Source organism: Phreatobacter stygius (assembly GCF_005144885.1).
GTDB lineage: Bacteria > Pseudomonadota > Alphaproteobacteria > Rhizobiales > Phreatobacteraceae > Phreatobacter > Phreatobacter stygius.
Genome location: NZ_CP039690.1, coordinates 2,189,370 through 2,215,853 on the forward strand (window position 1 = coordinate 2,189,370; position 26,484 = coordinate 2,215,853).

Genomic DNA, 26,484 nt, shown 5'->3' on the forward strand with positions numbered 1-26,484 from the left:
TCAGCCTCCTCGATGCCCGGGCGTTGCGTCGGAGCGCGCGGGCTCCTTGCGCGCCAGCCCATCATGGCGATCGAGCATCGCCTCGCGCCAGGCGGCGAGCCGGTCGGACGGCTCGAGCACCTCGAAACGGCTGACGATGCGCGCCCACTGGAACAGGCTGAACAGGATATGGTCGGCATAGGCCGGTTGTTCGCCGCAAAGGAACGGCTGGCTGCGCAAGGTCGCCCGCGCCGGATCGAGCAGCTTGCGAAAGGCCAGAATGTCCTTGTCGCGCTCGGCGGCGAGCTGTTCCAGCGGCCGGCGGAAAACCTGCTCCATCTGCTGGCGCAGATGATGCGCGTCCTCGTCGCCGACGCATGCGACGACATCGATCATCAACAGCGGCACCAGTTTGGGAATCAGCGTGCGATCGACATAAGCGTTGACGAAACGGCAAAGCGCCTGGCCGATGGCGCCGCCGAACAGGCTCGGCCGGTCGGCGTAGCGCCGTTCCAAATGTTCGGCGATCGCCCAGGAATCGGCAATGACCTGGTCGCCGTCGACCAGGATCGGCACCTTGTCCTGGCCGCTGAAGGCGATCGCCTGCTTGTCGCTGACCGGCACCGCGCGGCTCTCCGCGCTCAGGCCCTTGTGGGCCATCGCCATATGTGTGCGCCAGGAGAACTGGCTATAGCGGCGCCCGTTCAATCCGCCGAGTTCGTAGAGGATCAAGGCCATGGTCACTCAGCCGATCTCGTGCTCTATTCATTACTTATTCTACGTCGCACTTTCAGTGAGTCAATCAGCATGGCGCCGCGTCGATCACGCATTCTCGACACCGACCAGGCCGGCATTGCCGTCCGTCCCGGACCGCCCGCGCCGCCGCACCTGGCGCGCACCGGCCACGAGGCCGTCGTCACCGAGTTCGAGCAGGCGCTGATCTGCGCCGGCGAGGCCTTTGTCCGTTTTGCCGGTGCCCTGCTCGGCCCGGAGGCGCGCGAGCACAATCTGTCCGGCCAGGACTGCATCATCCTGCAGCAATTGGTCACGGCGGGTCAGCCGAGCCGCATTGCCGACCTCCTGCGCTTCGCCAACCGGGAAGATGTCTCCAACGTCCAGTACAGCCTCAGGAAACTGATCAAGGCGGGGCTCGTCCGCCAGGTCAAAGGCGCGACCAATCGCGACATGGCTTACGCCGTCACCGAGGACGGCGCCCGCGCGACCTCACGCCTGGTCTCGCTCAGGCAGGAGCTGCTGATGCTGCCGACCAAGGAGATCGCCGGCCTCGACAGCCAGCTGCGATCGATGACCGCGGCTCTCGGCCTCCTGACCGGCCTCTATGATCACGGCAGCCGGGTGCTGGTCGGGCGGCGCTAGGTGCAGGAGCGCCCGCCCCGGCTTGGGTCAGCCGGTTTCGCACCAGACCCATAGCAGCGTCGCATCCGCGCCATCGGTGGTGTAGCAGAGGTGATCGAGGCGGCTGTCGAAATAGAGGCTGTCGCCGGCGGTCAACCTGATCTCGGCATAGGAGCCGCTGACGAAGGCGACGGCACCGGACAGGACATAGAGAAATTCTTCGCCTTTGTGCGAGGCTGGCTTTTCGAACTGGTGGGCGCTGCGTGCCTTCACCGTGGTGACGAAGGGCACCATGCGGCGGTCCTTCAGGCCGGTGCACAAGAATTCATGGATATAGTTCCGGTCCTCGGTCCGCCGTCCGCCACCCGCCGGCGTCGAGGTCAGCCGCCCGATATGGCCGGTGGATTGCTCGGAGAACAGGTTGACCAGCGCGACGCCGAGGCCGGCGGCGATCCGCTCGAGCACCTCGAAGGTCGGCGAGGCCCGGTCGTTCTCGATCTTCGAAAGGGCGGATTTCGAGACGCCGCTGCGCCGGCTGGTTTCATCCAGGGTCAGGCCCTGGTCGGTACGGATGGCGCGAATCCGCTGGCCGATCCTGAGGTCGGAGCGTTCCGCCCCGCCCGCCGCGGCATTCGACCCGAGAGGAACGACATCTGGCATGGGGGTGTTGACCTCTCAAATCGGACCGCCTCGGCCGCGCCAGGCAGTCTATCGGGCTGCGGAACCGGATTACGCCTTGTTTGGGACGTGAGGCGACGAATGGCGGCGTCCGGGCACCGCCGCCAGCAGTTCGCGGGTATAGGCGTGCTGCGGATCGGCGAAGACCGCCGCGGTGTCGCCGATCTCGACGATCCGGCCTCTTTGCATCACGGCGATCCGGTCGCAGATCTGAGCCGCGACGCGCAGGTCGTGGGTGATGAAGATCAACGACATCGCCAGCCTCTGCTTCAAATCGCGCAGCAGCAACAGGATCTGCGCCTGCACCGAGACGTCAAGCGCCGATACCGCTTCGTCGGCGACCACCACCTCCGGTTCCAGCGCCAGGGCTCGCGCGATGCCGATCCGTTGCCGCTGGCCGCCGGAGAATTCATGCGGATAGCGCTCGAGCGCATCGACGCTCAAGCCGACGAGCTGGATCAGCTCGCGCGCCTTGTCATGAGCGGCACGCGCCGGAACGCCGTGCGCCATCGGCCCGTCGGCAATGATCCGGCCAATGGTCTTGCGCGGATTGAGCGAGGCGTAGGGATCCTGGAAGACCATCTGGATACGCCGGCGCAGCGGCCGCAGCCGGCTGCCGCGCAGAGCCATGAGATCGACGTCGCCGAGCCGGATCGCGCCGCCATTGGGTTCGAGCAGGCGGACCAGGCATTTGCCGACGGTCGACTTGCCGGAACCGGATTCGCCGACGATGCCGAGCGTTTCGCCGCGCCGCAGCGTGAAGCTGACATCGGCCGCCGCCGACACGACCCGTGGCGGCCGGAAAAACCCGACGCTGGTGACATAGGTCTTCTCAAGGTTCTCGACGGCGAGCGCGGTCGCCGCATGCGGCCTCGGGCCGGCCGGCGGCGGCGTCAAGGATGGGACGGCCGCCAGCAGCGATTTCGTATAGGCGTGGGATGGCGCGCGCAGCACCTCGGCGGCGCTGCCGGTCTCGACCAGACGGCCCTGGCGCATCACCGCGACGCGGTCGGCAATGTCGTCGACCACGCCGAAATCGTGGGTGATGAACAGCACGCCCATGTCGCGGTCGCGCCTGAGCCTCTCGATCAGCTTGAGGATCTGGCCCTGGGTGGTGACGTCGAGCGCGGTGGTCGGTTCGTCGGCGATCAGCAGGCGCGGTTCGAGCGCCAGCGCCATGGCGATCATCACGCGTTGGCGCTGGCCGCCGGACAATTGATGGGGAAAGGCGCGCATCAGCTGAGCCGGTTCCGGCAGGCCCACTTCGGCGAGCAGAGCCACCGCCCGTTCGGCCCGTTCCAGTGGCATCAGGAGGCCATGGGCCTTGAATACCTCGGTGATCTGGTCGCCAATGCGCTGGACCGGATTGAGCGAGGTCATCGGCTCCTGGAAGATCATGCCGATCTGGCGGCCGCGGACCGCCCGCATCTGATCCTCCGAACGGCCGGTGAGCGAGGCTCCGCCGAGCGTGATGTCGCCGGAGCGGCTGACCAGATTGCGCGGCAGCAGGCCCATCACGGCATGGGCGGTGATCGATTTGCCGGAGCCGGATTCGCCAACGATGCACAACACCTCGCGCGCCGCGACATCGAAGCTGATGTTCTCGACGGCATGCGGCCGGTCGGCACCGGCCGGCAGGGCGATGGTCAGGTCGCGGACCGACAGGATCGGCGTTTGCACGGCGGCCACGGTCATAGTCGACCCTTCTTGAGCGTCGGGTTGAGCGCATCGTTGAGCCCTTCGCCGACCAGGTTGAGCGCCAGCACGGTGACGAAGATGGCCGCGCCGGGAATGAAGCTGATCCACCATTGTTCGAGCACCCGGGTCCGGCCGGCCCCGACCATGTAGCCCCAGCTCATCACGTTCGGATCGCCGAGCCCGAGGAACGACAGGGAGCTTTCCAGCAGGATCGCGGTCGCCGTCATCAGCGAGCCGAGCACGATGATCGGCGAAACCACATTGGGCAGCACCTCGGTCAAGATCACCTTGGCGACCGGTTGGCCGGTGACGATGGCTGCCTGGACATATTCGCGCGAGCGCAGGCTGAGCACCTCGCCGCGCACCATGCGCGCCACCGGCGGCCAGCTGACGATGGCGATCGCCAGGACGATGGAGGCGACCGACGGCTGCAGGATCGAGACGACGACGATCGCCAGCGCGAAGGACGGAATGGTCTGGAAGAATTCGGTGAGCCGCATCAGCGCGTTGTCGATCCAGCCGCCGAAATAGCCGGCGGCGGCGCCGACCGGCACGCCGACCAGCAGGGCGGCCAGCGTCGAGACCAGGCCGATCAGCAGCGACACCCGGCTGCCATGGACGAGGCCTGCGAGGATGTCGCGCCCGAGCGCGTCGGTGCCGAGCGGCGCGCGCTCCAAAGCGAAGGGCGCCAGGAACGGCCGATTGACCATGCGCCAGGGCGAGGTCGGATAGATGTGGGGCGCCAGCGCCGCCACGGCGACGATGATGAGGAGAATGGCGATGCCGACCAGGGCGCCCCGGTTCTCCGCGAAGCGGCGCAGGAATGCTGTCACGAGGCCACCTCGATGCGCGGATCGACGAACCGGTAGACCAGGTCGGTCAGGATGTTGAACAGGATCACCATGGCCGAGCAGGTGAAGAACACCCCGAGCAGGACCTGGTAGTCGCGCTGGATCAGGGCATCGAACAGCAACCGGCCGATACCGGGCCAGGCGAACACGGTCTCGACCAGCAGCGAGCCGCCGACCAGCTGCCCGGCCTGCAGGCCCGCCAGCGTCACCACCGGCAGGATGGCGTTGGGAATCATGTGGTGACGGACGATGGCGCCCGGTCCCAGGCCCTTGGCATAGGCGGTCTTGATGTAGTCGAAACCGGCCACCTCGAGCATCGAGGCGCGCATCATCCGGGCATAGACGGCCGTGAAGAACAGCCCGAGCGTGGTTGCCGGCATGATCAGGTGCCAGCCGATGTCGAGCGCCCGCCGCACGCCGGTATAACCGGCGCCAACGCTTTCGTAGCCGACATTGGGCAGCCAACCCAGGTGCTTCGAGAAGACGATCTGGGCGATCAGCGCGAGCCAGAACAGCGGCATCGCGTAGAACACCAGCGAGGCCGAGGTGATGGCGCTGTCCGACAGGCGCCCGACCCGCCGGGCAGCCAGCGTGCCGAGCGTCACGCCGGCGCAGAGCGAGATGACCAGAGCGGTGCCGGTCAGCAGCAGGGTCGCCGGCAGGCGTTCGATGATCAGATCCAGGACCGGCCGCTGCTGGCGATAGCTGAAGCCGAGATCGAGCGTCGCGATCCCCTTCATATAGTGCCAGAATTGCTCGACCAGCGGCCGGTCGAGCCCGAACTTCTCGCGCAGCTGCTGGAGGAACACGGCGTCGCCGGCCCCGGCCTCGCCGGCCATCACCTGCGCCGGATCGCCCGGCGCCAGGCGGATGAGAAAGAAGTTCATCGCGGCGATCGCGATCAGGATGACGACCGCATTGATCGTCTTCCGGCGCAGGAACCCGGCAAGTGTCACGAGCCCATCCTCCTGATGATGGCGGAACCGGCGGGAGGGACACAGCCCGCCGGCCGCCGCGGAATGGCCGAACTAAGCTTTCCAGGCATCCTGGAACGCGTCGTTCATGCCGGTTGCGGTCTTGATCAGGTTCTGGACGTTGCTGCGATGGATCGTCGGGAATTCCAGCTCCAGCATCCAGGCCACCGGCAGGTCGTCGGCCAGGATCTGTTGCGCCCGGGTATAGAGGGCCTGGCGCTGCGCCGCGTCGTTGGCGGCGGCCGCCTCGGCGAACAGCTTGTCGATGTCGGGATTCACATAGCCGGCGACATTGTTCCAGGGCGACCCCTTGGCAATGTTGCTCGAGACATAGCTGCGCGCCACCCCGAGCGCCGGATCGCCAAATTGCGACAGCCAGGTGAAGGCGAGGTCGAAATCCCAGTCGGACAGGCGCTGGCCATAACCCGCGACGTCGGTGGTCACCAGTTGCAGGTTCAGGCCGATATCGGTCAGGTTCTGCTTCACCGCCTCGGCCCAGCGTGTCCAGGCCTCACCATAAGGCAAGGCCAGCAGGCGGATCGGCTCGCCCTTGTAGCCGGCTTCCTTGAGCAGCGTCTTGGCCTTGGCCGGATCGAACGGATAGCGGGTCACCTGGTCGCTGTAGAACCGCGTCTTCGAGCTGATCGGGCCGGTCGCCACCCGCGCCAGGCCGTTCCAGATCACGTCCTTGGCGAATTCGCGGTCCATGCCGTACATGACCGCCTGGCGGAAGGCCTTCTTGGCCATCAGGCCCTGGCGATGGTTGAACCACAGCCAGGACAAAGGCGCGATCATCTCCCAGCCCTTGCCGGTCACCGACGAGTTGGGCAGCTTGGCGAGCTTGGCGACGTCGAAATTTTCCACCGTGCCGCCGGTCAGGATGTCGACCCGGCCGGTCTCGTAGGCAACGACCCGGGCGGCGGCATCCGGGATGACCTGCCAATAGACCTCGTCCAGATAGGGCAGGCCCGGCACGTGATAGTCGGCATTGCGAACGAGCTTGATATAAGAGCCGCGCTGCCATTCCGAGAACTTGAACGGGCCGGTGCCGACCGGCGTGTTGTTGGCCGGGTTGGTCTTGTAATCGGTGCCTTCGTAGAGGTGCCGCGGCACGATCGGGGTCGTGCTCAGTTCGAACATCAGGATGAACGGGCCGAACGGGTTCTTCAGGGCATAGCGCACCGTATGGTCGTCGACCTTCTCGATCCGCTCGACATGGGTGGTTGCGATCGGCCGCCAGCGCGGGTGGGTTTCACGCAGGAACTTGTCGGTCGAGAACACCACGTCGTCGGCGCCGAACGGGCGACCGTCGTGCCATTTGACGTTCTTCTTCAGATGGAAGGTATAGGCCTTGCCGTCGGCCGAAACCTCCCAGCGCTCGGCCAGGGACGGCAGCGGCGTCAGGTCGTGGCCATATTTCAGCAAGCTCTCGTAGATGCTTCCCGACACCATCTGGGTCGGCGTGTTCTGGACCAGGCCGAGCATCAGGCTCGATGGCTCGGGATGCACGACGGCGCGCACCACGCCGCCGCGCTTGGGCGTCTGGGCGACCGCGGTGATCGCACCCACCGACAGCGGGCTCAGGCCGAACAGCAGGTCGCTGCCGGCCATGCCGGCAACCCCCGCCTTGAGCAGATCTCTCTTGGTGAAATGAGGCATGTTCCTCTCCCGTCTTGTCTTTGTTGATTATTGAGCGTGCGGCGGCCGGCCGCGCCGCCGCCGCCTCACAGTGTCTCCAGCGTCCGGGCGACCGCCTCCGCGGTGGCCTGGATGTCGGCATCGCTATGGGCGAGCGAGCTGAGGCTGTGCAGCGTATTGGCCGGCGACATGTAGATGCCGCTCTGCAGCAGGGCATTGGCGAACAGCCGGAACTTGTTGCGGTCGACATGGCTGCAGAAGTCGCGGTAGTCGGTGATCGCGTCGCGGTCGGTGAAGTAGATCTGGAACACCGACCCGACGTTCTGGACGATGGCCGGATGCCGCTTCTGCGCGTTGATCACCTCGCGCAGCGCATTCGCCATCTTGCGGCCGCAAGCCTGCAATTGCTGAAAGCCGACAGCGCCCCCCTCCATCATGATCTCCAGCATGGTCTTGGTCGCGTAGAGCCCGAGGCGCGGCGCGTTGTGGCTGCCGTAATGCAACACCTTGCCCCATTCGAGCCCGTCCATGACCCAATCCGGCCCGCAGATCGCGGCGATCGGAAAGCCCTGGCCGAGCGCCTTGCCATAGGTGACGATGTCGGGCTTCAGCCCATAGAGTTCGGCGCAGCCGCCGGCGCCGACGCGAAAGCCCGTGACCGTTTCGTCGAGATAGAACAGCGCGCCGTGGCTCTTGCAGATTGCCTGGATGAACTTGAGATAGCCCTCCTTCGCCGGGATGACGCCCATATTGGTCATGATGCCCTCGGTGACGACGCAGGCGACGTCGCGGCCGTGAGCTGCCATCACCCGGGTCAGCGCGGCCTCGTCGTTCCATGGCACGACGATGGTGTCGGCCCAGGAGCCGAGGGTCAGGCCGGAGCTGTCCGGAATCCGGATCGGGTCGTTCGGATGGCCGAGCGTGGTCGGCAGCTGCGGATTGGTATTGAGCAGCACCGCGTCGTACCAGCCATGATAATGGCCTTCGAACTTGACGATCTTCGAGCGTCCGGTGAGCCCGCGGGCCAGCCGGAAGGCCGCCATGCAAGCCTCGGTTCCGGTATTGGCGAAGCGAATCTTGTCGGCATGCGGCAACAGGCCGACCAGCATTTCCGCCACCTCCACCTCGACCTCCAGCGCGGTGGCGAAATGGGTGCCGTGCACGACCTCGCGCTGCACGGCCTCGACGATGCGGGGATGGGCATGTCCGAGCGGCAAGGCGCCGAACGACATCATCCAGTCGATATATTCGTTGCCGTCGACATCGAACAGGCGGGACCCGGCGCCGCGCCGCATATAGGGCGGATAGGGGGCGTAATTGGCCGGACCGCGGGACGCCGAACTGACGCCCTCGACCAGGACGTTGACCGCACGCTGGTAGAGCTGGCCCGAGGCCGTATTAGGCAACATTCTTGATATCCTTGACCGGAACGGCGGCCCGGCCGTCCTGATCGGACGCTTGACCTCAGTTCTCTATTTTGCTCACTTGTGCACTATAAGAAACACGCCACCTGCCGCTGTCAAGCGGCGGTGCGGTCCGGGAAAGAGCGCAGCATGCAAGTCGTTTGGTCGGCTCATCAGATGAAGCACGCGGGCACGCGGTTCGTTCGCGCCGGGCAATTCGCCCCCAGTCCGGAAGTGCCGGAGCGGGCGGAATTCATCCTGAAGGCGGTCGGCGCGCGCGGCCACACGGTCGTCTCCCCCAAGGATCTGGGCCTGGCGCCGATCCTGGCCGCGCATGACGCGGACTTCGTCGCCTTCCTGCAGACGGCGCACGCCACCTGGACCAGCTTTGCCGGCATCGACGCCATCGCCATGCCCAATGTGCATCCGCGCGGTCCGCATGCACGCCGCCCGGCGGGGCCGGTCGGGTTGCTCGGCTGGTACACCGGCGACATGGCCTGCGAGATCACCGCCGACACCTGGACGGCGGTGTATGATTCCGCCCAAGCCGCCGCCAATGCCGCACGATGGACCGCCGAACGGCGCGAAACGACCTACGCACTGTGCCGCCCGCCGGGGCACCACGCCGGTCACGACCGGGCCATGGGCTTTTGCTATCTCAACAACGCGGCGATCGCCGCCGAGGAGCTGCGCCGGTCATTCGCGCGTGTCGCCATCCTCGATGTCGATGTCCATCACGGCAACGGCACGCAGGACATGTTCTACGACCGCGGCGACGTGTTCTTCGCCTCGATCCACGGCGATCCGAGCCATTATTACCCGTTCTTCTGGGGCTATCCCGATCAAACCGGCACCGGCGCCGGGGCCGGCGCCACGCTGAACGTGCCGTTTCCGGCCGGTTCCGGCGACGGCCCGTTTCTCGACGCGCTGGCCGTGGCTCTCGATGGCATCGGCCGCTTCGCCCCGCAGGCCCTGGTCCTGTCGCTCGGTGTCGACGCCTCGATCCACGACCCGCATGGCCGCCATGCCGTCAGCGACGGCGGTTTCCGCCGGATGGCGGAGCGGGTCGCGGCGCTGAAACTGCCGACGGTCATCGTGCAGGAGGGCGGTTACGCCTCAGCCGAACTCGGCACGATCGTCGCCGACATCATCGATATCCTGGCGTGATCAGGGCCAAGACACTCATGTCCAAACCGCTTCCCATGTCCGACACGCTTCTCATCGTATCGCTCGGCGAACTCGGCACCAACGTCCTCGAAGCCGTCGGCCGCAGCGGCCTGTTCGAGCGCATCGTGGTGGCCAGCCGTTCCGCCGACAAGGCGCTCGGCCGGATCAACAACGCCCTGATCGGCTGCGGCATCGACGGCCATTTCCCGCATTTCGAGGCCTTGGGCTTCGACTTCAACGATGCCGCCTGCGTTGGCGCCCTCCGCGCGCTGCGGCCCGACGTGATCTTCTCAGCCCCCACCCTGAAACCCTGGTGGCAGGTCGGCGGGCTCGACGGCGTGAAGGAGAGCCTGGCCGCCAGCGTGCCGTTCGGCGGCTATGTCAGCCTGCAGCTCGCCCCGATGGCGATGTTCCGCGAGCGCTATGCTGAGGCCGGCATTGCCGCCCGGTGGATCGCCGCATCCTTCCCCGACGTGATCAATCCGAGCCTCGCCCGGTCGGGCCCGGGCCCGGCCTGCGGCATCGGCAATGTGCGGGAGCCGATCGCCAAGATCCAGGCCTCGGTCGGCCGCAAGCGGGGCATCGCGCCGGCGCGCGTGTCGGTCCGGCTGGTCGCGCAGCACGCTTTCGAATATGGCGTGTTCCATCCGAGCCCGCCGGCCGACCTGCCGCCCTATCTTCTCAGCGTGACCGTCGACGGCGAGGATCTGACACCGCTCGGCCATAGCGCGCTGCGCGAGCCCTTCCCGTTCCCCTACGACCTGCATTTCAACCGTGTCACCGCCTCCGCTGCGCTCGACGGCATGCGCGCGCTGATCTCGCCCGAACCGATGCGCACCCACCTGCCCGGCGTGCTCGGCCTGGTCGGTGGCTATCCGGTGCTCGTCGAAGGCGGCGATATCAGGCTCGACCTCGCACCCGGCTGGACCGAAGCCGAAGCCATCGCGGCGAACGAAGCATCGCTGCCCTGGGACGGGATCGAACGGATCGAGGCTGACGGCACGATCGTGTTCACGGCCGAAACGGTGAAGGCCCTGCATGCGCTGACCGGCACTGCCATCGAATCCGCTCACCCCCGCAATGCCGCCGAACAGGCCCGGCTGATCCTGGCCGCGCTCGATTAGCCGCCCGCGACTTGCCGCCCGCGACTTGCTTCCGCCGGCACCCGTATTGTACTTGCCGCCTGACGCCGGCCTGCGTGACAAATCCCGGCTGAGTGGGCAATGGGTTCGACAGGAGCCTTCGACCCGGATCGGAATTGCGGCAGAGCGTCGACCGCGCCGATGCGGCCGCGGCCCTTTTGGTTTCCGGCGGCGGCTCCTGGGAGGCGGGCATGAAACTCAACCGACGGCTGATCCCCGACATCCGGACGTTGCAGGCGTTCGAATGCGCGGCCCGTCATTTGAGCTTCACGCAAGCGGCGGCCGAACTGAACCTCACGCAGAGCGCCGTCAGCCGGCAGATCCGCGACCTCGAGGCCCAGCTCGGCGTGACCTTGTTCGAACGGGTCCGCCGGAGGGTCGTGCTATCAGGCAGCGGCCAGGCCTTGCTCGTGGACGTACGCCGCCTGCTCCGGCAGACCGAGGAGACGATGGCGCGCGCCATGGCGGCCGGGCGATCGACATCGACGCTCAACATCGCGACGCTGCCGACCTTCGCCAGCCGCTGGCTGATGCCGCGCCTGCCGGCCTATCTGCGGGACAATCCCGGCACGGTGCTGAACCTCACCTCACGCTCCGCGCCGTTCAACTTCCACGATGAGCCCTTCGACCTCGCCATTCACCACGGCCAGCCGATCTGGGCCGGCGCGACCTGCCGCTACCTGTGCGACGAGTGGATCGTTCCCGTCGCCAGTCCGCAGGTGCTGGCGCACCATCCGGTCGACACCCCGGCCGCGCTCGCCAGTGCCTCGCTGCTGCATCTCGCGACGCGCCCGGGGCTCTGGGCCGCGTGGTTTCAGGCCAATGGTGGCGAAATCGAAGCGGCCTATCGCGGTCATCGTTTCGATCAGTTCGCGATGATCATCGAGGCCGCCGTCGCCGGGCTCGGCGTCGCGCTGTTGCCACGCTATCTCATCGAGCACGAGTTGCGATCGGGTGATCTTCAGGTGGTCTTCGACCGACCGTTCGAGACCGATAGCAGCTATTATCTGGTGGTGCCGGAAGACGGCTTGCACAACCCGCTGACCCAGGCCTTCTGCACCTGGATCTCGGCGCAGGTCAGCCCTCGCCGCCAACCAGCCGAAAGCCCGGCGCCGCCGGCCTCCGGCGACGCCGCACCGGCCTAAGGCCGCGCCCGTCAAACCGCCTTGCGCCGGCTCAGGAACCAGAACAGCAGGGGCACGCCGATCAAGGTGGCGACGAGGCCGGCTGGAAGCTGGCGCGGGAACAGGGCGACGCGGCCAAGCCAGTCGGCGCTCAGCATGATCAGCCCGCCGAGCGCCGCGGATCCGATCAGATGCGGCAACGCCCGTTCGAGCCCGAGGCGGCGCGCCAGATGGGGCGCCATCAGGCCAACGAAGCTCAGCGTGCCCACGATCATCGACCCGGCCGATGTCAGCAAGGCCGCGAAAACCAGCAGGGCAAAGCGGCTGTCCTTGATCCCGACCCCGATCGACTGGGCGAAGACCGGCCCGATCGGCAGGATGGCGAGCCAGCGCGCGGTCAGCGCGGCCGCAGCGATCAGCACGATCGCGGAACCGAGCGCCAGGCCCGCGGTCGCGCCGTCGATGCCATAGGTCGAGCCGCTCAGCCAGACCGCCAACAGCGCCGCGCGCGGATCCCCCGCCGCCGCGGCGGCGGCGACCACCGCATCGAACAACCCGCCGAGCGCAACACCGGTGAGCAAGGTCCGCTCCGGCGAGAACTGCGCCCGCCGTGCGAGCGCCAGGATCACGGCGAGCGCAACACCGGCGCCGAGCGCTGCGGCGGCGAACTGGCCGCCGCGCCCGGTCAGCCCCAGGCCGAACAGCCCGACCACAAAACCCAGCGCCGCGCCGGCGCTGATCCCGAGCATTTCAGGGCTGGCCATGACATTGCCGGTCAGCCGCTGGATCAGCACGCCGGCCGCTGCCAGCATCATGCCGGCGGCGAGTGCCGCTCCGGCGCGCGGCAGCCGCCAGGCCAGCATCAGATCGGCATTGCGGCCGAGCCCCAGGCTCCAGCCGTCCATGCCCCGGCCGAAGCCTGTCGAGACGGCGAGGCCAATGACCGCGAGCGCAACGAGGCCAAGCACCAGGGGCCCGCTCCGGGCCAGGCGGAGCCCGGCGCCGATCTCGGCCCGCGGCGGCTCCGGCGCGAGGCGCACGCGCGGCACCAGCCAGATCAGCAAGGGCGCCCCGAACAGCGCGGTGACCGCGCCGGTCGGGATCGTCGTGCCGAGTTCGTCACCCAGAATGATCACCATCTGATCGGTGGCGCAGAGCAGCAGGGCGCCGAAGACCGACGCCCAGATCAGCCGCTGGCCGAACCGCCTGGCACCGGCGAGCCCGACGATCGCCGGGGCCGCCAGCCCGACAAACCCGATGACGCCGACGGTGCTGACGACGCTTGCGGTGATCGCAACCGCAATGACCAGACCGGCAAGCCGGGCCATGGTCAAGGTCAATCCGAGCCCCCGGGCGCTGGCGTCATCAAGGCCGAGCAGGGTCAGCGGCCGGATCATCAGGATGGCGGCGGCCATCGCCAGGACGAGGCGTGGCGCGAGCAGGCTCACGGCACTCCAGTCCTGCTGTTCGAGCGCGCCATTGCCCCAGATGAACAGGCTGACCAGATAGCGGTCTTTCAAGAGGAACAGCATGGCGCCGATGGCGCCGGCATAGAGACTGACGAGCAGGCCGTTGAGAATGGTGGTGACCGGCGACAGGCCGCTTCGCCGGGACAGGGCGAAGACCAGGGCGACCGCCGCAAGGCCGCCGGCGAGCGCGATCGCCTCGCGGCCCTGGTCGAGCAGGTGAGGCGCCGCCAGGGTCGTTGCCGCGAGCGCCAGATTGGCCCCGGCGGCGACGCCGAGCGTCGTCGGCGACGCCAGGGGATTACGCAGGATCTGCTGGAACAGCGTGCCGGCCAGCGCCAGCGCCGCGCCGGCCAGCAGGCTGGTCACCAGGCGCGGCAGCCAGCTGAATTGGACGAGCAATTGGCTGATATCCTGGCCGTCCGGCGACAGAAAGGCTTGCAGCCAGAGCGCCGCCGGCGATTGCCGGCTCAGCGTCACCAGGCCAAGCCCGAGCGCGACGGCGCCGGTGGCCAATGACAGGACGATCAAGCGGGATGACGGAACAGCCTCAGCCACGGTCCGGACCCGCCGGCGCCAGCCTGTCGCCGACGATCCGGGCGAAGCGCTCGGCCGATGGCAAGGCGCCGAACATCAGGATCGGCGGCAGCCTGTCGACTTGGGCCCGCTTGACGAAGGGCAGGCTTCGCCAGAGCGGCCCACGCGACAGTCGCGCGAAATCATGAGCCGGCTCGAGATAGAATAGCCGGGCATCCGACCGGGTCGCCAGTGCTTCGATGCCGACGGTGGCGAAACCCCAGTCATTGGTTGGACCGGTCCAGGCATTGGCAAGGCCGAGGCGATCGAGCACATCCTGGAACAGGCTCTTGGCGCCATAGACCCGGACATGGCGCGCATCCAGGAAATTGACGAAAAAGATCGGCGTCTGGCGAGCCCCGGCGAGTTTCGCGCGCAGGCCGGCAAAGGTCGCGTCGACGCGGGCGACGAGCGCCTCGCCCCGGCCCTCGTCCCCGGTGATCGCCGCCAGCCGAAGCGCGGCTTCGCTGGCGCGCCTCAACGGTTCACCGGCCGCATCATAGAGCGGCAGCGTCACGACCGGCGCGATCCGCGTGAAGGTCTGAGCCAGGCGCGCCTGGTAGGGCGTCGTCACGATCAGATCCGGCGCCAGGTCCGACAAGAGTTCGAGATTGACCTCGAGCGCCGTGCCGAGATCGGCGATGCCGGCCGGCAGCCGCGGTTCGACCACCCAATCCGCCCAGTCGCCGATCGCCGGCAAACCGACCGGCACGACGCCGATCTCGAGCAGCGTTTCGGCCAGGCCGAAATCGAGCGACACGACCCGCCGGGCCGGGGCGGCAAGCGCCGTGACCGGCCCGGCCAGCGCCATCGAGGCCAGGCCGCCGGCGAGCAAGGCGCGCCTGGAACCGCCGTCAGCCAAGACGGGGTGCAGCGGCAGCCGCCGCCTCCGGCCCGAGCGCGAAACGAATGGCCCGGTTGATGGCCGCCGGCAGGACCGACATGTGCGTTTCGTCGGCGAACAGTTCAAAAGCCGAATGAAGGCCGGGAATGGCCGCAAGCCAGGTGGCCATGTCGCGGGCATTGTCGACGATGCGGCTCTCGGCGTGGTTCCGGCGGCGCTCGTCGGCGTCGGCGGCGCCGACCTGGAACGGCGCCAGGCACTGCTCGAATTCACCGGCGAGCACCAGCACGCGCGGGCTGAACTGGCCGCGCCACGCCGCGGCGAACTGCCGGCCGGTCGCCAGCAGGCCGGCATCTTCCCACCAGATGGCCGGGCTCGCGGCGATCCATGTGGTGAAAGCTTCGGGCCGCGTGAACAGCGCATGCAGCACGAAGAGCCCGCCGAAGGAATGGCCGAAGATCGCCTGGCGCGCCGGATCGACCTGGAGGCGGCGAGCGATTTCCGGCTTCAGCTCGGCTTCGATGAAGGCGAGGAAGAGATCGGCGCCACCGGTTCGGACATCCGGCCCGTCGGGCCTGTGCGGCGGATAGGTCTTGCCCGGCGGCGGCCCCATGTCCCAGGAGCGGCGCACGCTGTCATAGGCCTCGTCGGTGGGATAGCCGATGCCGACGATCGCGGCCTTGGCAATGCCGGTTCCGAGCGGGTAGCTCGACTGGACGCGCAGCGCGTCGACGGCCGTGCCGATCACCGCATTGGCATCCAGGAGATAGAGCACCGGCCAGCCGGCCGGCGGCGGCTCGCCCGACGGGATCCGCAGGAAAATCCGATAGGCCGCACCGCCGGCGCGAGGCGCGAGATCGAACTGGACGGTGCCGGCAATCAGGGCTGGGCTCTCGACCATCGTCACCACCGGTAGTTCAGGCTGGCGATGACGGTGCGCCGCGCCCCCATGTAGCAATAGCCGGCCTGGCAGGTGGTGAAGTTCCGATCGAACAGGTTCTGGGCATTGATCTTGAGGGTCAGTCCCGAGAGCCGCTTGTCGAGCGCGCCGAAATTGTAGCGGACCGCGGCATCGACCAGCGCCACGGCATCCGACTGGAAGGTGTTCTGGTCATTGCCATAGCTGAAGCCGGTATAACGCACGCCCGCGCCGACACTGAAGCCGGACCAGGCATCGCCTGGCGGCACCGCGTAATTGGCCCAGAGCGAGACCGTGTCGCCGGGAATGCCCGATGGCGTCCTGCCGACCGTGTCCGGCGTGCCCTTCATCGTCACCAGACTGAGGTGGGTATAGGAGGCAGTCAGGCTGACGCCATTGCCGAGGCTCGCGACGGCCTGCAGCTCGAGCCCGCGCGCCCGGATCGAGCCGCGCTGGATCTGGAACGAGGGATTGGTCGGGTCGGTGACGAGGCCGCCATTCTGGGTCAGTTCGAACAGCGCCGCCGTCAGGAAGCCGTTGAAGCCCGCCGGCTGGTATTTGATGCCGATCTCGGCCTGGGAACCGGTTGTCGGGTTGAACGCCGTGCCTGACAGGCCGCGGCCGAGATTGGGCACAAACGAGGTCGAATAGCTGACATAGGGCGCGATGCCGGAATCGAAGACATAGGTCAGGCCGGCCCGCCCGGTGAAGGCGTGGTTGGAATTGCCGTCGCTGGCTGCCGCGATGACGTCGCGTGTCGAGGTGTCGACCCAGTCCTGCCGGCCGCCAAGGGTGAGGATCCAACGCCCCCATTTCAGCTGGTCCTGGGCATAGATGCCGAGCTGGCGCTGGCTCTGCATGGTGGAACTGGTCAGCGCCGGCGTCGCGATCGGCTGCGCGCCGTAATTGAGCGTGACCAGATTGAGATCGGGAGCGCTGCCGAAACCCATGCGGCTGTTGAGATGGCTCTGAATGTAGTCGACCCCGAACAGCATGGTGTGCTGGATCGCGCCGGTGGAAAAATTGGCCTGGAGCTGATTGTCGGCGCTGATCGCATCCATGACGTCGCGGACGCGGCCGGTATAGCGCGACGCGGTCATGGCGACGGGATCGATGGCGCTGATGCCGACATATTTCACGTCGGCATCGACCCGTGCGTAACGGAAGTTCTGGCGGAAGGTGAAGACCTCGTCGAACCGGTGCTCGAGCAGATAGCCAATGCGGAACTGGGTCTGATCCATGGCGTTGAACGCCGGATCGCTCGAATAGGCCGGCGACCGCGCACCGTTCGTTGTCGCGTAATAGGGGAACGCGGCAGGCGTCGTGGAGCTTTGATATTCGCCGAGCACGGTCAGCGACGTCTGGTCATTCGGTCGCCAGGTGAAGGACGGCGCGAGATTGACGCGGTCGTCCCGCCCACCCAGCGTCCAGTTCTTCGACTCCCTGACGACACCGGTCAGCCGATAGAGGAACTGGCCCTGCGGATCGGCCGGACCGCCAATGTCGAAACTGCCCTGGTAGCGGTCCCAATTGCCGATCTGCAGCTCGACCTCGCGCAGCGGCTGGCTGGTCGGCCGCTTCGAGATCAGATTGACCAGGCCGCCCGGCGAGCCCGAGCCGAACAGCGAGGAACTCGGGCCGCGCACCACGAAGATGTCCTGGATGCCGTAGGGCTCTTCCTTGTAGATCGCCATATTGCCGGCCGGCTGGCGCAGCCCGTCCCGGTAGATGCCGTTATAGGTGACGTCGAAGCCGCGAATGGTGAAGGCGTCGAAACGCGAGTCGAAGCCGCTGATGCCGGTCGTGACCCCCGGCGTGTAGCTGATCGCCTCGGACAGCGTCTGGACATTGCGGTCTTCGAGCTGCTGGCGCGACACCACCGAGATCGACTGGGGCGTTTCGATGAGCGGGGTATTGGTCTTGGTCGCCGCATTGCTGCGGGTCGCGACATAACCGATCGTGCCGTCACCGGTGCCGGCGCCCTGGACATCGATGGTGTCGAGCGCGATGGCGCCTTCGGCAGTGCCGCCGGCGGCTGCCGCTCCCGGCCGGCTGATCGCCACCGTCGAGGCATTGGTGAAGCGATAGCTGAGGCCCGTGCCAGCCAGCAATTGCCTGAGCGCCTGTTCGGGCGTGTGGACACCCGACACCCCCGACGTGCGCAATCCGCGCAACGCGTCGGTCGAAGCCAGGAGCCGAAGGCGAGCGGTCTCGGCCCATTGCGTCAGGGCAATGCCGACCGGCCCGGCCGGGACATTGAAGGTGGCGGTCCCACGGCTGGCGGTCGCCGGCGCGCCCGCGGCAGGCGGCCGCTGCTGGGCTTGCGCCGGATCCGCCAGATGGATTGCCAGCCATGCCGTGGAACACAGCAAAGCTGCCGCCGTCCTGCTACGGCTCACGCCGCCAATGCCCTGCATCTCCGTCCCCATGACAAACCTTTCGACACCGCGATGATGCGGGCGGCCACGATGGCCTCTGATGGGGAAGACGACGGAGTGCGCCGGGACGACAGCGCGCATTCAAACATTGGAGCGATTCCAGGGACGGGCTCATGGCGGGTGGCGTCACCCACCATGAGCCCCCGCCCTAGTTGACCCGTTGGAACGGCATGGCCGGCCGATCGGCATCACGCTGGATGACGGCGAGGCCCGGCAGCCGCCAGACCCGCACCGGCAGAATGGCCGGCAGCGCGTCGAGCAGCGCATCGGTGTCGGCCGTCGAGAAAATGCCGGTCACCGGCAGGTCGCGCAGCGCGCTGTCGGTGATCAGGATCCGGCCGCGGCGATACCGCGCCATTGCGCCGACCACATCGCCGAGCGGGCGGCCGTCGAAAATCACCTGGCCGCGCCGCCATGCGGTCAGCATGGCGGTATCGACCGGCTCCGGGCGCCCAAGCCCGGGCCCAGGCGCATAGACGACCTGCTGGCCAGCCCGAACGTCGACGGTCACGGAGGCATCGGCGCCCGGATAAGCCACCCGCACGGCATGTTCGGTGACCACGATCCGGGCGCCCTCGCCTTCGCTGCGCACGTCGAAGGCGGTGCCCAGCGCCCGGGTCGACCCCCGGCCGGCGTGGACCACGAAGGGCCGCGCCGGATCCGGCGCCACGGTCACGAAGATCTGCCCGGTGTGCAGCACCAGGCGCCGGCGATCCGGGCCGAAATCGATATCGACGCTGGTGCCGGCATCGAGCTCCATGGTCGAGCCGTCGGCGAGCGTCATCGTCCGGCGTTCGCCGATCGACGTTCGCTGGTCGGCGAAATAGGCCGCGGGCGGGCCGAAGACCCCGCCGGAGAAACCGATGCCAGTAAGACCCGCGGTCAGCGCAAGGGCAATGGCCATGCCCCGCACTTTCGATCGCCGCCGCGGCTTGAGCGCCGGCCCCAGCCGTTCCCAGAGGCGCTCGGCGAGAACGGCGGCGCGCCGCTGCTCGGCGTTTGCCGTCTTCCAGGCCTGATAGTCCGACCAGTCCTCGGCCGTCTGGCTGCCGGAATGCAGGCGGACGAGCCAGGCAAGCGCTTGCTCGGTCATCGGATCGAGGGGCGCATCGGCTGGGTCGGGTGTCATGCGGGGCTCGCGCCGGACTGTCATCGCCTCGCCGTAGCAGGCAGCATCGGGCTCTTGTCAATGAAGACGAACATGACGGGCGAAACCACACCGGCCGCCGGCGCTGCGACGAAAAAAAATCCGCCGGCGGGTCAGAGGTCGAGAACCGCCATCCGCTTCAAGCAGTGGCGCAGCGCCGTCATGATATATTTCGTCACCATGCTGGCGGAGACGCCGAGGCGATCGGCGATCTCGGCATGGCTGAGACCCTCGACCCGGCTGAGCAGCAGGGCCGCGCGGGCCTTTGGCGGCAATTCGTCCAGCGCCTGTTTGATCGCACGGAATTCTTCGCGGGCCATCAGGCGCCGGTCGGCCGCCGGCGCGGGATCGACCAGCTCATGAGCCAGGCCATCGATCGAGGCGAAGGCGCCGCGCCGACGATCCCGTCTGACCATGTCGATGATCAGGTTGCTTGCGATGCGCCAGAGAAAGAAACGCGAACTGACCGGCGACAGACTGTGGTCGCCGGTGGTCTGGTGGGCGAGATAACGCAGGAACGTATCCTGGACGACATCGGCCGCGGCCTCCCGGTCGCGCAGCCTGGCGCGGGCGAAGCGCGTGAGGTCCTGGTGATAGGTCCGGAACAAGGCATCGAGATCGGCAGTGCCGCGGACGACATCGGTCGAGACTGTGGTCATGGCCAGCGCATCAACTGGAGGGTGGGAGCGCGCCGGATGGCGCGACAGCTTTCGCTCCAAGGCTGCCCGATCTTATCCGGCAGCCTCGTTCGGCCCTATCAGTCGCAAATTCAAAACCAATGCAAACTCAATGATTTATAGCGATTCAAAAGAAGCGCACGCGGCCTCGGTTGCGGATCGAATTCACCTTGCTTTTGAAGGCGGAACCACATGCGGCAGGCCGGCCGCACAGTCCATGATTTTATGCTCATGTGGCGTCACGGTCACAGACACCGCGCCGTTGCAGCCGCATTCGGGCGGCCACCGGATCGGCCGACGGCGGATCCGGGGCGTCGCGCTCACACCGGCAAGACGTGCAATCCCGCCGGGAAATGCTGCATCGGCTCGGCACCGGTCTCGGTGACCAGCAGAAGGTGGCCGTTCTGGACACCGGCGCGGTTGTCGCGGGTGATGACGTTCGGTTGCACGACGATCATCATGCCTGCGTCGAGTTTGAAATCCGGATCCCAGCCGGCCGCCGGCCGGCTTGCCGTGCCGAGCACCGGCGCCAGATAGCCGCCGCCATAACCGTGGATGAGGTCGTCGATGATGGTGTGGCCGGCCGCCTCGATGACCGCCGAGGCGGCGACCAGGTCGCCAGCCCGGACGCCGGGCTTGACCAGCCTGACGATGGCATCAAAGGCCGCCTCGGACACCGCGTGCAGCTCGCGATAAAGCGCATTCGGTTCTTCGCCCAATGTGAAGGTGCGCAGCACCTGGCCGGCATGATCCCAGAACTGCGCGCTGATTTCGGTGACCAGAACGTCGCCCTTTTGCAGCCTGCGGGTGGAGGGGAATTGCATCGGCACCGGCACCGCGGGCGCCGCCATCGGCGTCGTCAGGAAATAGTGGATCGAATTGATCGCACCGAAAGGCTGGTAGGGCGCTTCGACCAGGAGCCCGAGATCGCGCTCGCTCAGGCCAGGCCTGGCACCCTCGGCAAGCCCGGCAATGCCGAGATCGGTCAGCGCCGCGCCGAGCCGGAACCAGTGGAGCTCCTCCGCGGTCTTGATCAGGCGCAGCTTGCCATAGGCGGCATTGAGGTCGACGAGCCGCGAGGCGGCCGCCCGCAACCGGTCGTGCTGGCCAAGGCCGAGCGAACCGATCAGGCCGATCCGCGGCCGGCCGGGGAGCATGGTGTCCAGGGCAGCCAGCGCACGGCCGAGCCCGGATGCCTCGCCCCACTCGACCTCGGTCTCCACCGCGAGACGACGGGCCAGCGGGACATGATTGTAGTGCTGGATGAACAGGCGCTGCGGGCGGCCCGGCACGACCAGGGTCACCGCCTCCTGCGTCACCGGCCATCCGGTCAGCCAATAGGTGGTGGTCCCGCCGCGCATCGCCTGGGCGACGATCACCGCGTCGAGTTCGTGCGCGGCACAGAGATCGGCGATGCGCTGGCGCCGGGACGTCATCTCGGCCGTCGAAAACCGCGGGAACTCCGCCTCCAGCAGATTGGCGAATTCCGTCCTGATGCGACGGGTCAAGGCATCGACGGATGGCAGTGGCTGCATGATGGTCTCCCAATTCCGGATGAGCTGTGCGTGGCCGGTCAGGCCGGGCTGCGCCAGGCCGGCGCGAGGCGGCCGGCAAGGCCAGCCTTTTCGATGATCTCACGTGAGACGGCGCCGGCTTCGCGGATGACCTCGCCATGGCCCGGCCCGTTGGCGAAGCGGCCGTCCCGATAGACGATCCGACCATCGATCATGACGAGCTTCGCGTCGGTTCCCTTGGCCGCCGCGGCAAAGGTCGAGAGCGGCCGGTGCAGCACGCCGATATGCGGCCGGTGAAGATCGAAGATCACCAGGTCGGCACGCTTGCCGGCTTCGAGCGAACCGATCTCGTCGGCCATGCCAAGCGCGCGCGCCGCATTGATCGTTGCCATTTCGATGGTCCGCTCCACCGGCATGCGGGTCGGATCGAGGTGGCGGACATGCTGCATCAGCGTGCAGGCTTTCATCTGCTCGACCATGTCATTGGTGTAGTCGACCATCGGTCCGTCGGTGCCGAGCGCCGTGTTGACGCCCTTGGCCTGGGCGGTGACGAAGGGCCCGATGCCGCCGCCGCGCATGGCTTCGCTGGTTGGCGTATAGACGAGGTGCGCGCCGACATGGGCCATCTGGTCGAGGTCGAGATCGGTGCAGTGAATGCCGTGGATGAGCAACCAGCTTTCGTCGAGGACCCCGAGGCTCATCAGGTAGCGCACATCGGTGCGGCCGGTTTCGCGCAGGTGTTTCAGGAAGCCTTTTTCCAACGAGAACGTGCCCCCGGCGATATGCGAGCTGATCTTCAGCCCATGCCGGCGCGCCAGTTGATGGCCATTGGTGATCAGCTCTTCCGTGCTCATGCCGGAGGCGGTCCAATGCGCATTGGCCTCGATCACCATGGCCATGCCGACGAGGCCGCCGGCCGCGCCCTGCCAGCGCCGGCATTCCTCGTCGAAGGCGGCAATGGATTCGTCCAAGCTCAAGGGGTGGGCGGCAAAGCGCGGCGTCCGGCAGCGCAGTTCCTTGGCGAAGACCTGGCGCAGGCCGAGCTCGGCCTGCGGCGCGATGGTCGCGCGCACCAGCTCCGGCGTGGTCACCGTCACCGAATGGTTCAACGACGTGGTCGTGCCGGTCGCCAGCATTTCCATGCCGCAGAGATAGCTGGCAAGGCGCATCGCCTCGGGCGTCAGGTGCGGCACCAGCTTGAACACCAGATCGGTGATCCAGTCTTCCAGCAGCATGCCGTCGGCCAGACCCTTGAACAGCGTGTACCAATGGTGCTGGTGCGTATTGATCAGGCCGGGCAGGACGAGATTGCCGCCGGCATCGATGATCTCGTCGAAGCCGCCCGAGCGGTCATCGGCCGTCTCCGCGCCGACCGCCGCGATCCGCCCGTTCTCGATGACCAGGCTGCCCCCGCCATGGACATCCCGGCGCTCGTTGACCGTCACCACATAGCCGTTCTTGATCAGAATGCGCGACATCGCAAAGCCTCGCGTTGCGCCATGACGGGCCCCGCGTGAGGCCCCATGGACGTTCCAGGTGTTGAGGATCAATCCCGCATGAACGGAGACGGCGTGCGTCCCCGTGCCATGGCCTAAGTCGTTGCCCGGCCCGCTGTTGCGGCGGACCGGACCTGCTGGATGCGAGCGGTGGCTTTCCGTTGCCGTCCCGGCGGAACCGAGCCTTGCGCCTCGCTCCACTTGCCTTCATGTTGGGTATGCTAATATCGATTATCTTGACGTCAAGATAAATTCAAAGGACGGGCGAGAATAGTGGCGAAGGTCCCAAAGCCGACGGATTCGGTGCAGGCGCTGGTCGACGGCTGGGAGCGGCAGCGACCGGATCTGGCCCCCTGGCCGCTGGAAATTTTCGGTCGCCTCCAGCGCATTTCGGCGCAGTTGCTGCGCAGCTCCGAGGCCTTGATCGCGCCGCTCGACCTGACCTGGGAGGCGTTCAGCCTGATCGTGACGCTCCGGCGGTCCGGTCCGCCGTTCGAGCTACGGCCAACCGACATTCTGCGCGATTCGCTTTTGAGTTCCGGCGCGGTCACCAACCGCATCGACAAGGTGGAAAGGCTCGGGCTGGTCGAACGCGTTCCGGACGCCGGCGACCGGCGCAGCCTGGTCGTCCGGCTGACCCCGAAGGGCCGGCTGGTGGCGGACGAAGCCATTGCCCGCCAATTCGGCGGCCTGGCGGAAATCCTCTCGGCGCTTGCCGATGACGAGCGCGAACAACTGATCCGCCTGCTCGCCAAACTGCTTGGCGCCCTGGAGCAACGGGACCAGGTCAAGACGAAAGCCTGAGCTTGCCGCCGCAGTGGCAGTCTCGATTCATGCAATCGATTGCCGGAAAATGAACCTCCAACCACGATGTCAACCGCGGGCGGCAGGACACGACGCCCGGCCGTCCCTATCCGCTAAAGCCACGGCCGATCTGCTATTCTCGCCACCGCCCGGCCGTGCCCCGCCGGAACGCAGCGATCACGCCGCTTGACAAGTTTTGAAATTGTGCAATCGATTGCACAAATAACTTTGCCGAACCAGCGGCCAAGACCACCGAGATGCCCGGCAAGCCCGATCCGACGGCCGGCCGGCGTGCCAATGATCGCGCCAAGCGACGCAGCCAATGATGCATCCAACCATGGGGAACAGCATGTCCACGATCAGTGTCGGAGCGCGGCTCGACCGCCTGCCGGTATCCAATGTCCATCGCAAGATATTCACCCTCGTCGCCATCGGCATGTTCTTCGAGGGATTCGACATCTATCTGGCCGCCAGCGTTCTCGGCTCGACATTGCGGAGCAATTTCTCGACGATCGCCCAGAATGGTCTGTTCATCTCGGCGACCTTCGTCGGCATGATGCTCGGCGCTTTCCTCGCCGGTTTCCTCGGCGACCGTTATGGCCGCAAGCGCACCTATCAATGGAATCTGGTTGTGTTCGGGGTGGCGGCGATCCTGTCGGCCTTCGCCCCCAACATGGAGACGCTGATCGGCCTGCGTTTCCTGATGGGCCTTGGCCTCGGCGCCGAGGTCGTCGTCGGCTATTCGGTGATCACCGAATTCGTGCCGCCGAGCGTGCGCGGCCGCTGGTCCGGCATGATCGCGACCATCGTCACCGCCGGCTTGCCGGCCTCCGCGCTGATGGCCTGGCTGCTGATCCCGTCTTATGGCTGGCGCGTCATGTTCATCATCGGCGGCTGCGGCGCGCTGATCGCCTGGGCGCTGCGCAACGGCCTGCCGGAATCGCCGCGCTGGCTCGAATCGGTCGGACGCCAGGCGGAGGCCGAAGCGATCATCGCCGACATCGAACGGCAGGCATCGAACGGCCAGCCCTTGCCGCCGCCCCAGCCGACGCCTGCGCCGCTCGCCGGCGCGCGCGACCTGAGCGCCCTGGCCCGGTCACCCTTCCTCGCCCGCATGGTCGTCGGCTGCGTCTCGCTGATCGTCGTCAACACGCTGATCTACGGTTTCATTTCCTGGCTGCCGACCTTTTTCATCAGCCAGGGCCAGGACGTCACGCGCAGCTTCGGCTTCTCGCTGCTGATGGCCCTCGGCGGCCCCATCGGCTCGACCATCGGGGCCTTTGCCGCCGACCCGATCGGCCGCAAGAAGACGATCATCGGAGCGGCGGCCCTCGCCATCATTCTCGCCGCGCTGTTTCCGCTGGCCTCCGATCCGCTGCTGGTGGCAGCGCTTGGCTTCCTGCTCACCGTGCCGATCTACATTCTCGTCGCGCTGCTGTTCGGCATCTATATTCCCGAACTGTTCCCGACCGAGTTGAGGCTGCGCGCCGTCGGCATCTGCAACACCGCCGGCCGCAGCGCCAGCATCATCGTGCCGCTGGTCGTCGGCCCGTTGTTCCTGGCCTATGGCGTCACCGGCGTGCTGACCCTGATGGGCGCGGCGCTGGCGATCATGATCGTGGTGGTCGCAACGCTTGGCATCGAGCCGGAGCGCAAGGGCCTGGAGGCGGTCACCAACCTCGCCTGAGCGGCATCGCGCCTATGCCGGCACGACGGATCGGCGGGGGGCGTCTCCCGCCGCTCAGTCCGGACAGGGCGCGTTCGCCGCCGCCCAGACGGCGAGCGCCTGGCCGAGCGCCTCGACCGAAACCGGCGGCGGGCGACGCTCCTCGCCGCGGCCGTTGCGCCCGGGCTGCCAGGCCCAGAGCACCAGTGCGTCGGAGGTCATGTGACGCACCAGGTCGGCGACCGATCGTCCGCCATTGGCCCGGGGATCCTTCACGCTGCGGCAGAGCGCGCCCGAGGTCAGTCCGACCCAGCCCATCGAACGCGGCGCGAGCTTCCAGTGCGGCGCCCCCGGCACGCCGCTCGCGTTATTGTTGCGTTGCTGATGGCAGGCCGAACAATGCAGGCCGGGCGCGCCGTGATCGGCCGGGCCGCGCACGATGTTCATGCGGTGGACATGGCGGTCGTCGGTCTGTGCCGGCCGGTCCGACACCGGATGGCAATTGATGCAGCGGGGCGAGGTCAGGACCTGCTCGATCTGGCCCCAGGCCCTGAGCGCCTCAGCCGTCGGCTGCTGAGCTGCGCCCGGAACCGTCGTGACCACCGCTGTCGCGGCCATCAGCGGCCCGGCAATCCGCATCATGCATGAGCGCACTGGCATGGCCGAGCCTCCGCAATCGGATCGCAGCACCGGGACGGGCCCGGATGAGCCACGACCGAATAGCCCCATGATAGCCGGATCGGCATGCGATGACAGGCAATGTTCACCGGCGGTCGGTGACCGGTCGCGACCGATGTGACCGAATTCCCACGCCGCGCCGATTGATGCGGTAAATTGGGGAAGTTGTTTGCAATCGGTTGCTGACCCGTGCAACCCTCGGTCGGGCGGTCATCGCCACACCGGCAACGCGCGATCTTGCAAAGTGAA

At 67.2% G+C, this 26,484-nt stretch carries 22 protein-coding genes; 6 read left to right on the forward strand and 16 right to left on the reverse strand.

The window, feature by feature from the left end; all coding sequences use genetic code 11:
- Positions 1-717, reverse strand: a complete 717-nt coding sequence (locus tag E8M01_RS09990) for a glutathione S-transferase N-terminal domain-containing protein (RefSeq protein ID WP_246088788.1) — start codon at positions 715-717, stop codon at positions 1-3.
- A 69-nt stretch (positions 718-786) separates the two neighbouring features.
- Between E8M01_RS09990 and E8M01_RS09995 the strand changes: the two genes are divergently transcribed.
- On the forward strand, positions 787-1,356 hold the full coding sequence (locus E8M01_RS09995) for a winged helix DNA-binding protein (RefSeq protein WP_170181848.1): 570 nt from the start codon (positions 787-789) through the stop codon (positions 1,354-1,356).
- Between the two features lie 27 nt (positions 1,357-1,383).
- Here E8M01_RS09995 and E8M01_RS10000 read toward each other — a convergent pair whose 3' ends face one another.
- The 6 genes from E8M01_RS10000 to E8M01_RS10025 all read right to left on the reverse strand — a co-directional run bounded on the left by E8M01_RS10000 (position 1,384) and on the right by E8M01_RS10025 (position 8,583).
- Complete coding sequence (locus E8M01_RS10000; RefSeq protein WP_136959988.1) at positions 1,384-1,995, reverse strand: helix-turn-helix domain-containing protein; 612 nt, start codon at positions 1,993-1,995, stop codon at positions 1,384-1,386.
- Positions 1,996-2,064: 69 nt separating this feature from the next.
- Positions 2,065-3,708 (reverse strand): ABC transporter ATP-binding protein, encoded by a 1,644-nt coding sequence (locus tag E8M01_RS10005; protein WP_246088665.1) that lies wholly within the window; start codon positions 3,706-3,708, stop codon positions 2,065-2,067.
- Positions 3,705-4,544, reverse strand: a complete 840-nt coding sequence (locus E8M01_RS10010; RefSeq protein WP_136959990.1) for an ABC transporter permease — start codon at positions 4,542-4,544, stop codon at positions 3,705-3,707. The genes E8M01_RS10005 and E8M01_RS10010 overlap by 4 nt, the downstream gene beginning before the upstream one ends.
- A complete protein-coding gene (locus E8M01_RS10015; RefSeq protein WP_246088666.1) occupies positions 4,541-5,518 on the reverse strand; it encodes an ABC transporter permease in 978 nt (325 codons plus the stop codon). The genes E8M01_RS10010 and E8M01_RS10015 overlap by 4 nt, the downstream gene beginning before the upstream one ends.
- 72 nt (positions 5,519-5,590) lie before the next feature.
- Positions 5,591-7,147: an ABC transporter substrate-binding protein gene (locus E8M01_RS10020; RefSeq protein WP_136964543.1), complete on the reverse strand. Its 1,557-nt coding sequence runs from the start codon at positions 7,145-7,147 to the stop codon at positions 5,591-5,593.
- Positions 7,148-7,260: 113 nt separating this feature from the next.
- Entirely contained in the window at positions 7,261-8,583 is a 1,323-nt protein-coding gene (locus E8M01_RS10025; protein WP_136959991.1) for an aspartate aminotransferase family protein, read from the reverse strand.
- Positions 8,584-8,727: 144 nt separating this feature from the next.
- Between E8M01_RS10025 and E8M01_RS10030 the strand changes: the two genes are divergently transcribed.
- From E8M01_RS10030 to E8M01_RS10040, 3 genes are all read left to right on the forward strand, one after another.
- Positions 8,728-9,744, forward strand: a complete 1,017-nt coding sequence (locus E8M01_RS10030) for a histone deacetylase family protein (protein WP_136959992.1) — start codon at positions 8,728-8,730, stop codon at positions 9,742-9,744.
- A gap of 17 nt (positions 9,745-9,761) precedes the next feature.
- On the forward strand, positions 9,762-10,868 hold the full coding sequence (locus E8M01_RS10035) for a hypothetical protein (protein ID WP_136959993.1): 1,107 nt from the start codon (positions 9,762-9,764) through the stop codon (positions 10,866-10,868).
- Positions 10,869-11,077: 209 nt separating this feature from the next.
- The gene (locus E8M01_RS10040; protein ID WP_136959994.1) at positions 11,078-12,031 is read left to right on the forward strand and encodes a LysR family transcriptional regulator; all 954 of its coding nucleotides are present in this window, start codon (positions 11,078-11,080) and stop codon (positions 12,029-12,031) included.
- Between the two features lie 11 nt (positions 12,032-12,042).
- Here the strand turns inward: E8M01_RS10040 and fhuB are convergent, their stop codons facing one another.
- From fhuB to E8M01_RS10080, 8 genes are all read right to left on the reverse strand, one after another.
- Complete coding sequence (fhuB, locus tag E8M01_RS10045; RefSeq protein WP_136959995.1) at positions 12,043-14,034, reverse strand: Fe(3+)-hydroxamate ABC transporter permease FhuB; 1,992 nt, start codon at positions 14,032-14,034, stop codon at positions 12,043-12,045.
- Positions 14,027-14,914 carry an ABC transporter substrate-binding protein gene (locus tag E8M01_RS10050; RefSeq protein WP_246088667.1) on the reverse strand — a complete coding sequence of 296 codons (888 nt, stop codon included), beginning with the start codon at positions 14,912-14,914 and terminating at the stop codon, positions 14,027-14,029. Before E8M01_RS10050 ends, fhuB begins: the two co-directional genes overlap by 8 nt.
- The gene (locus E8M01_RS10055; RefSeq protein WP_136959996.1) at positions 14,907-15,797 is read right to left on the reverse strand and encodes an alpha/beta hydrolase; all 891 of its coding nucleotides are present in this window, start codon (positions 15,795-15,797) and stop codon (positions 14,907-14,909) included. The genes E8M01_RS10050 and E8M01_RS10055 overlap by 8 nt, the downstream gene beginning before the upstream one ends.
- 2 nt (positions 15,798-15,799) lie before the next feature.
- A complete protein-coding gene (locus E8M01_RS10060; protein WP_246088668.1) occupies positions 15,800-18,187 on the reverse strand; it encodes a TonB-dependent siderophore receptor in 2,388 nt (795 codons plus the stop codon).
- Positions 18,188-18,401: 214 nt separating this feature from the next.
- The gene (locus E8M01_RS10065) at positions 18,402-19,382 is read right to left on the reverse strand and encodes a FecR family protein (protein WP_136959997.1); all 981 of its coding nucleotides are present in this window, start codon (positions 19,380-19,382) and stop codon (positions 18,402-18,404) included.
- A 131-nt stretch (positions 19,383-19,513) separates the two neighbouring features.
- Entirely contained in the window at positions 19,514-20,059 is a 546-nt protein-coding gene (locus E8M01_RS10070; RefSeq protein ID WP_136959998.1) for an RNA polymerase sigma factor, read from the reverse strand.
- Between the two features lie 338 nt (positions 20,060-20,397).
- Positions 20,398-21,612 carry a M24 family metallopeptidase gene (locus tag E8M01_RS10075; protein WP_136959999.1) on the reverse strand — a complete coding sequence of 405 codons (1,215 nt, stop codon included), beginning with the start codon at positions 21,610-21,612 and terminating at the stop codon, positions 20,398-20,400.
- A 38-nt stretch (positions 21,613-21,650) separates the two neighbouring features.
- Complete coding sequence (locus E8M01_RS10080) at positions 21,651-23,069, reverse strand: amidohydrolase family protein (protein ID WP_136960000.1); 1,419 nt, start codon at positions 23,067-23,069, stop codon at positions 21,651-21,653.
- A gap of 291 nt (positions 23,070-23,360) precedes the next feature.
- On the opposite strand from E8M01_RS10080, the gene E8M01_RS10085 reads away from it, so the two are divergent.
- Both E8M01_RS10085 and E8M01_RS10090 read left to right on the forward strand, forming a co-directional pair.
- Positions 23,361-23,891: a MarR family winged helix-turn-helix transcriptional regulator gene (locus E8M01_RS10085; protein ID WP_170181850.1), complete on the forward strand. Its 531-nt coding sequence runs from the start codon at positions 23,361-23,363 to the stop codon at positions 23,889-23,891.
- Between the two features lie 349 nt (positions 23,892-24,240).
- Positions 24,241-25,578 carry an MFS transporter gene (locus tag E8M01_RS10090; protein ID WP_136960002.1) on the forward strand — a complete coding sequence of 446 codons (1,338 nt, stop codon included), beginning with the start codon at positions 24,241-24,243 and terminating at the stop codon, positions 25,576-25,578.
- 54 nt (positions 25,579-25,632) lie between these two features.
- Here E8M01_RS10090 and E8M01_RS10095 read toward each other — a convergent pair whose 3' ends face one another.
- Positions 25,633-26,217 carry a hypothetical protein gene (locus tag E8M01_RS10095; RefSeq protein WP_136960003.1) on the reverse strand — a complete coding sequence of 195 codons (585 nt, stop codon included), beginning with the start codon at positions 26,215-26,217 and terminating at the stop codon, positions 25,633-25,635.
- Positions 26,218-26,484: the final 267 nt, after the last annotated feature.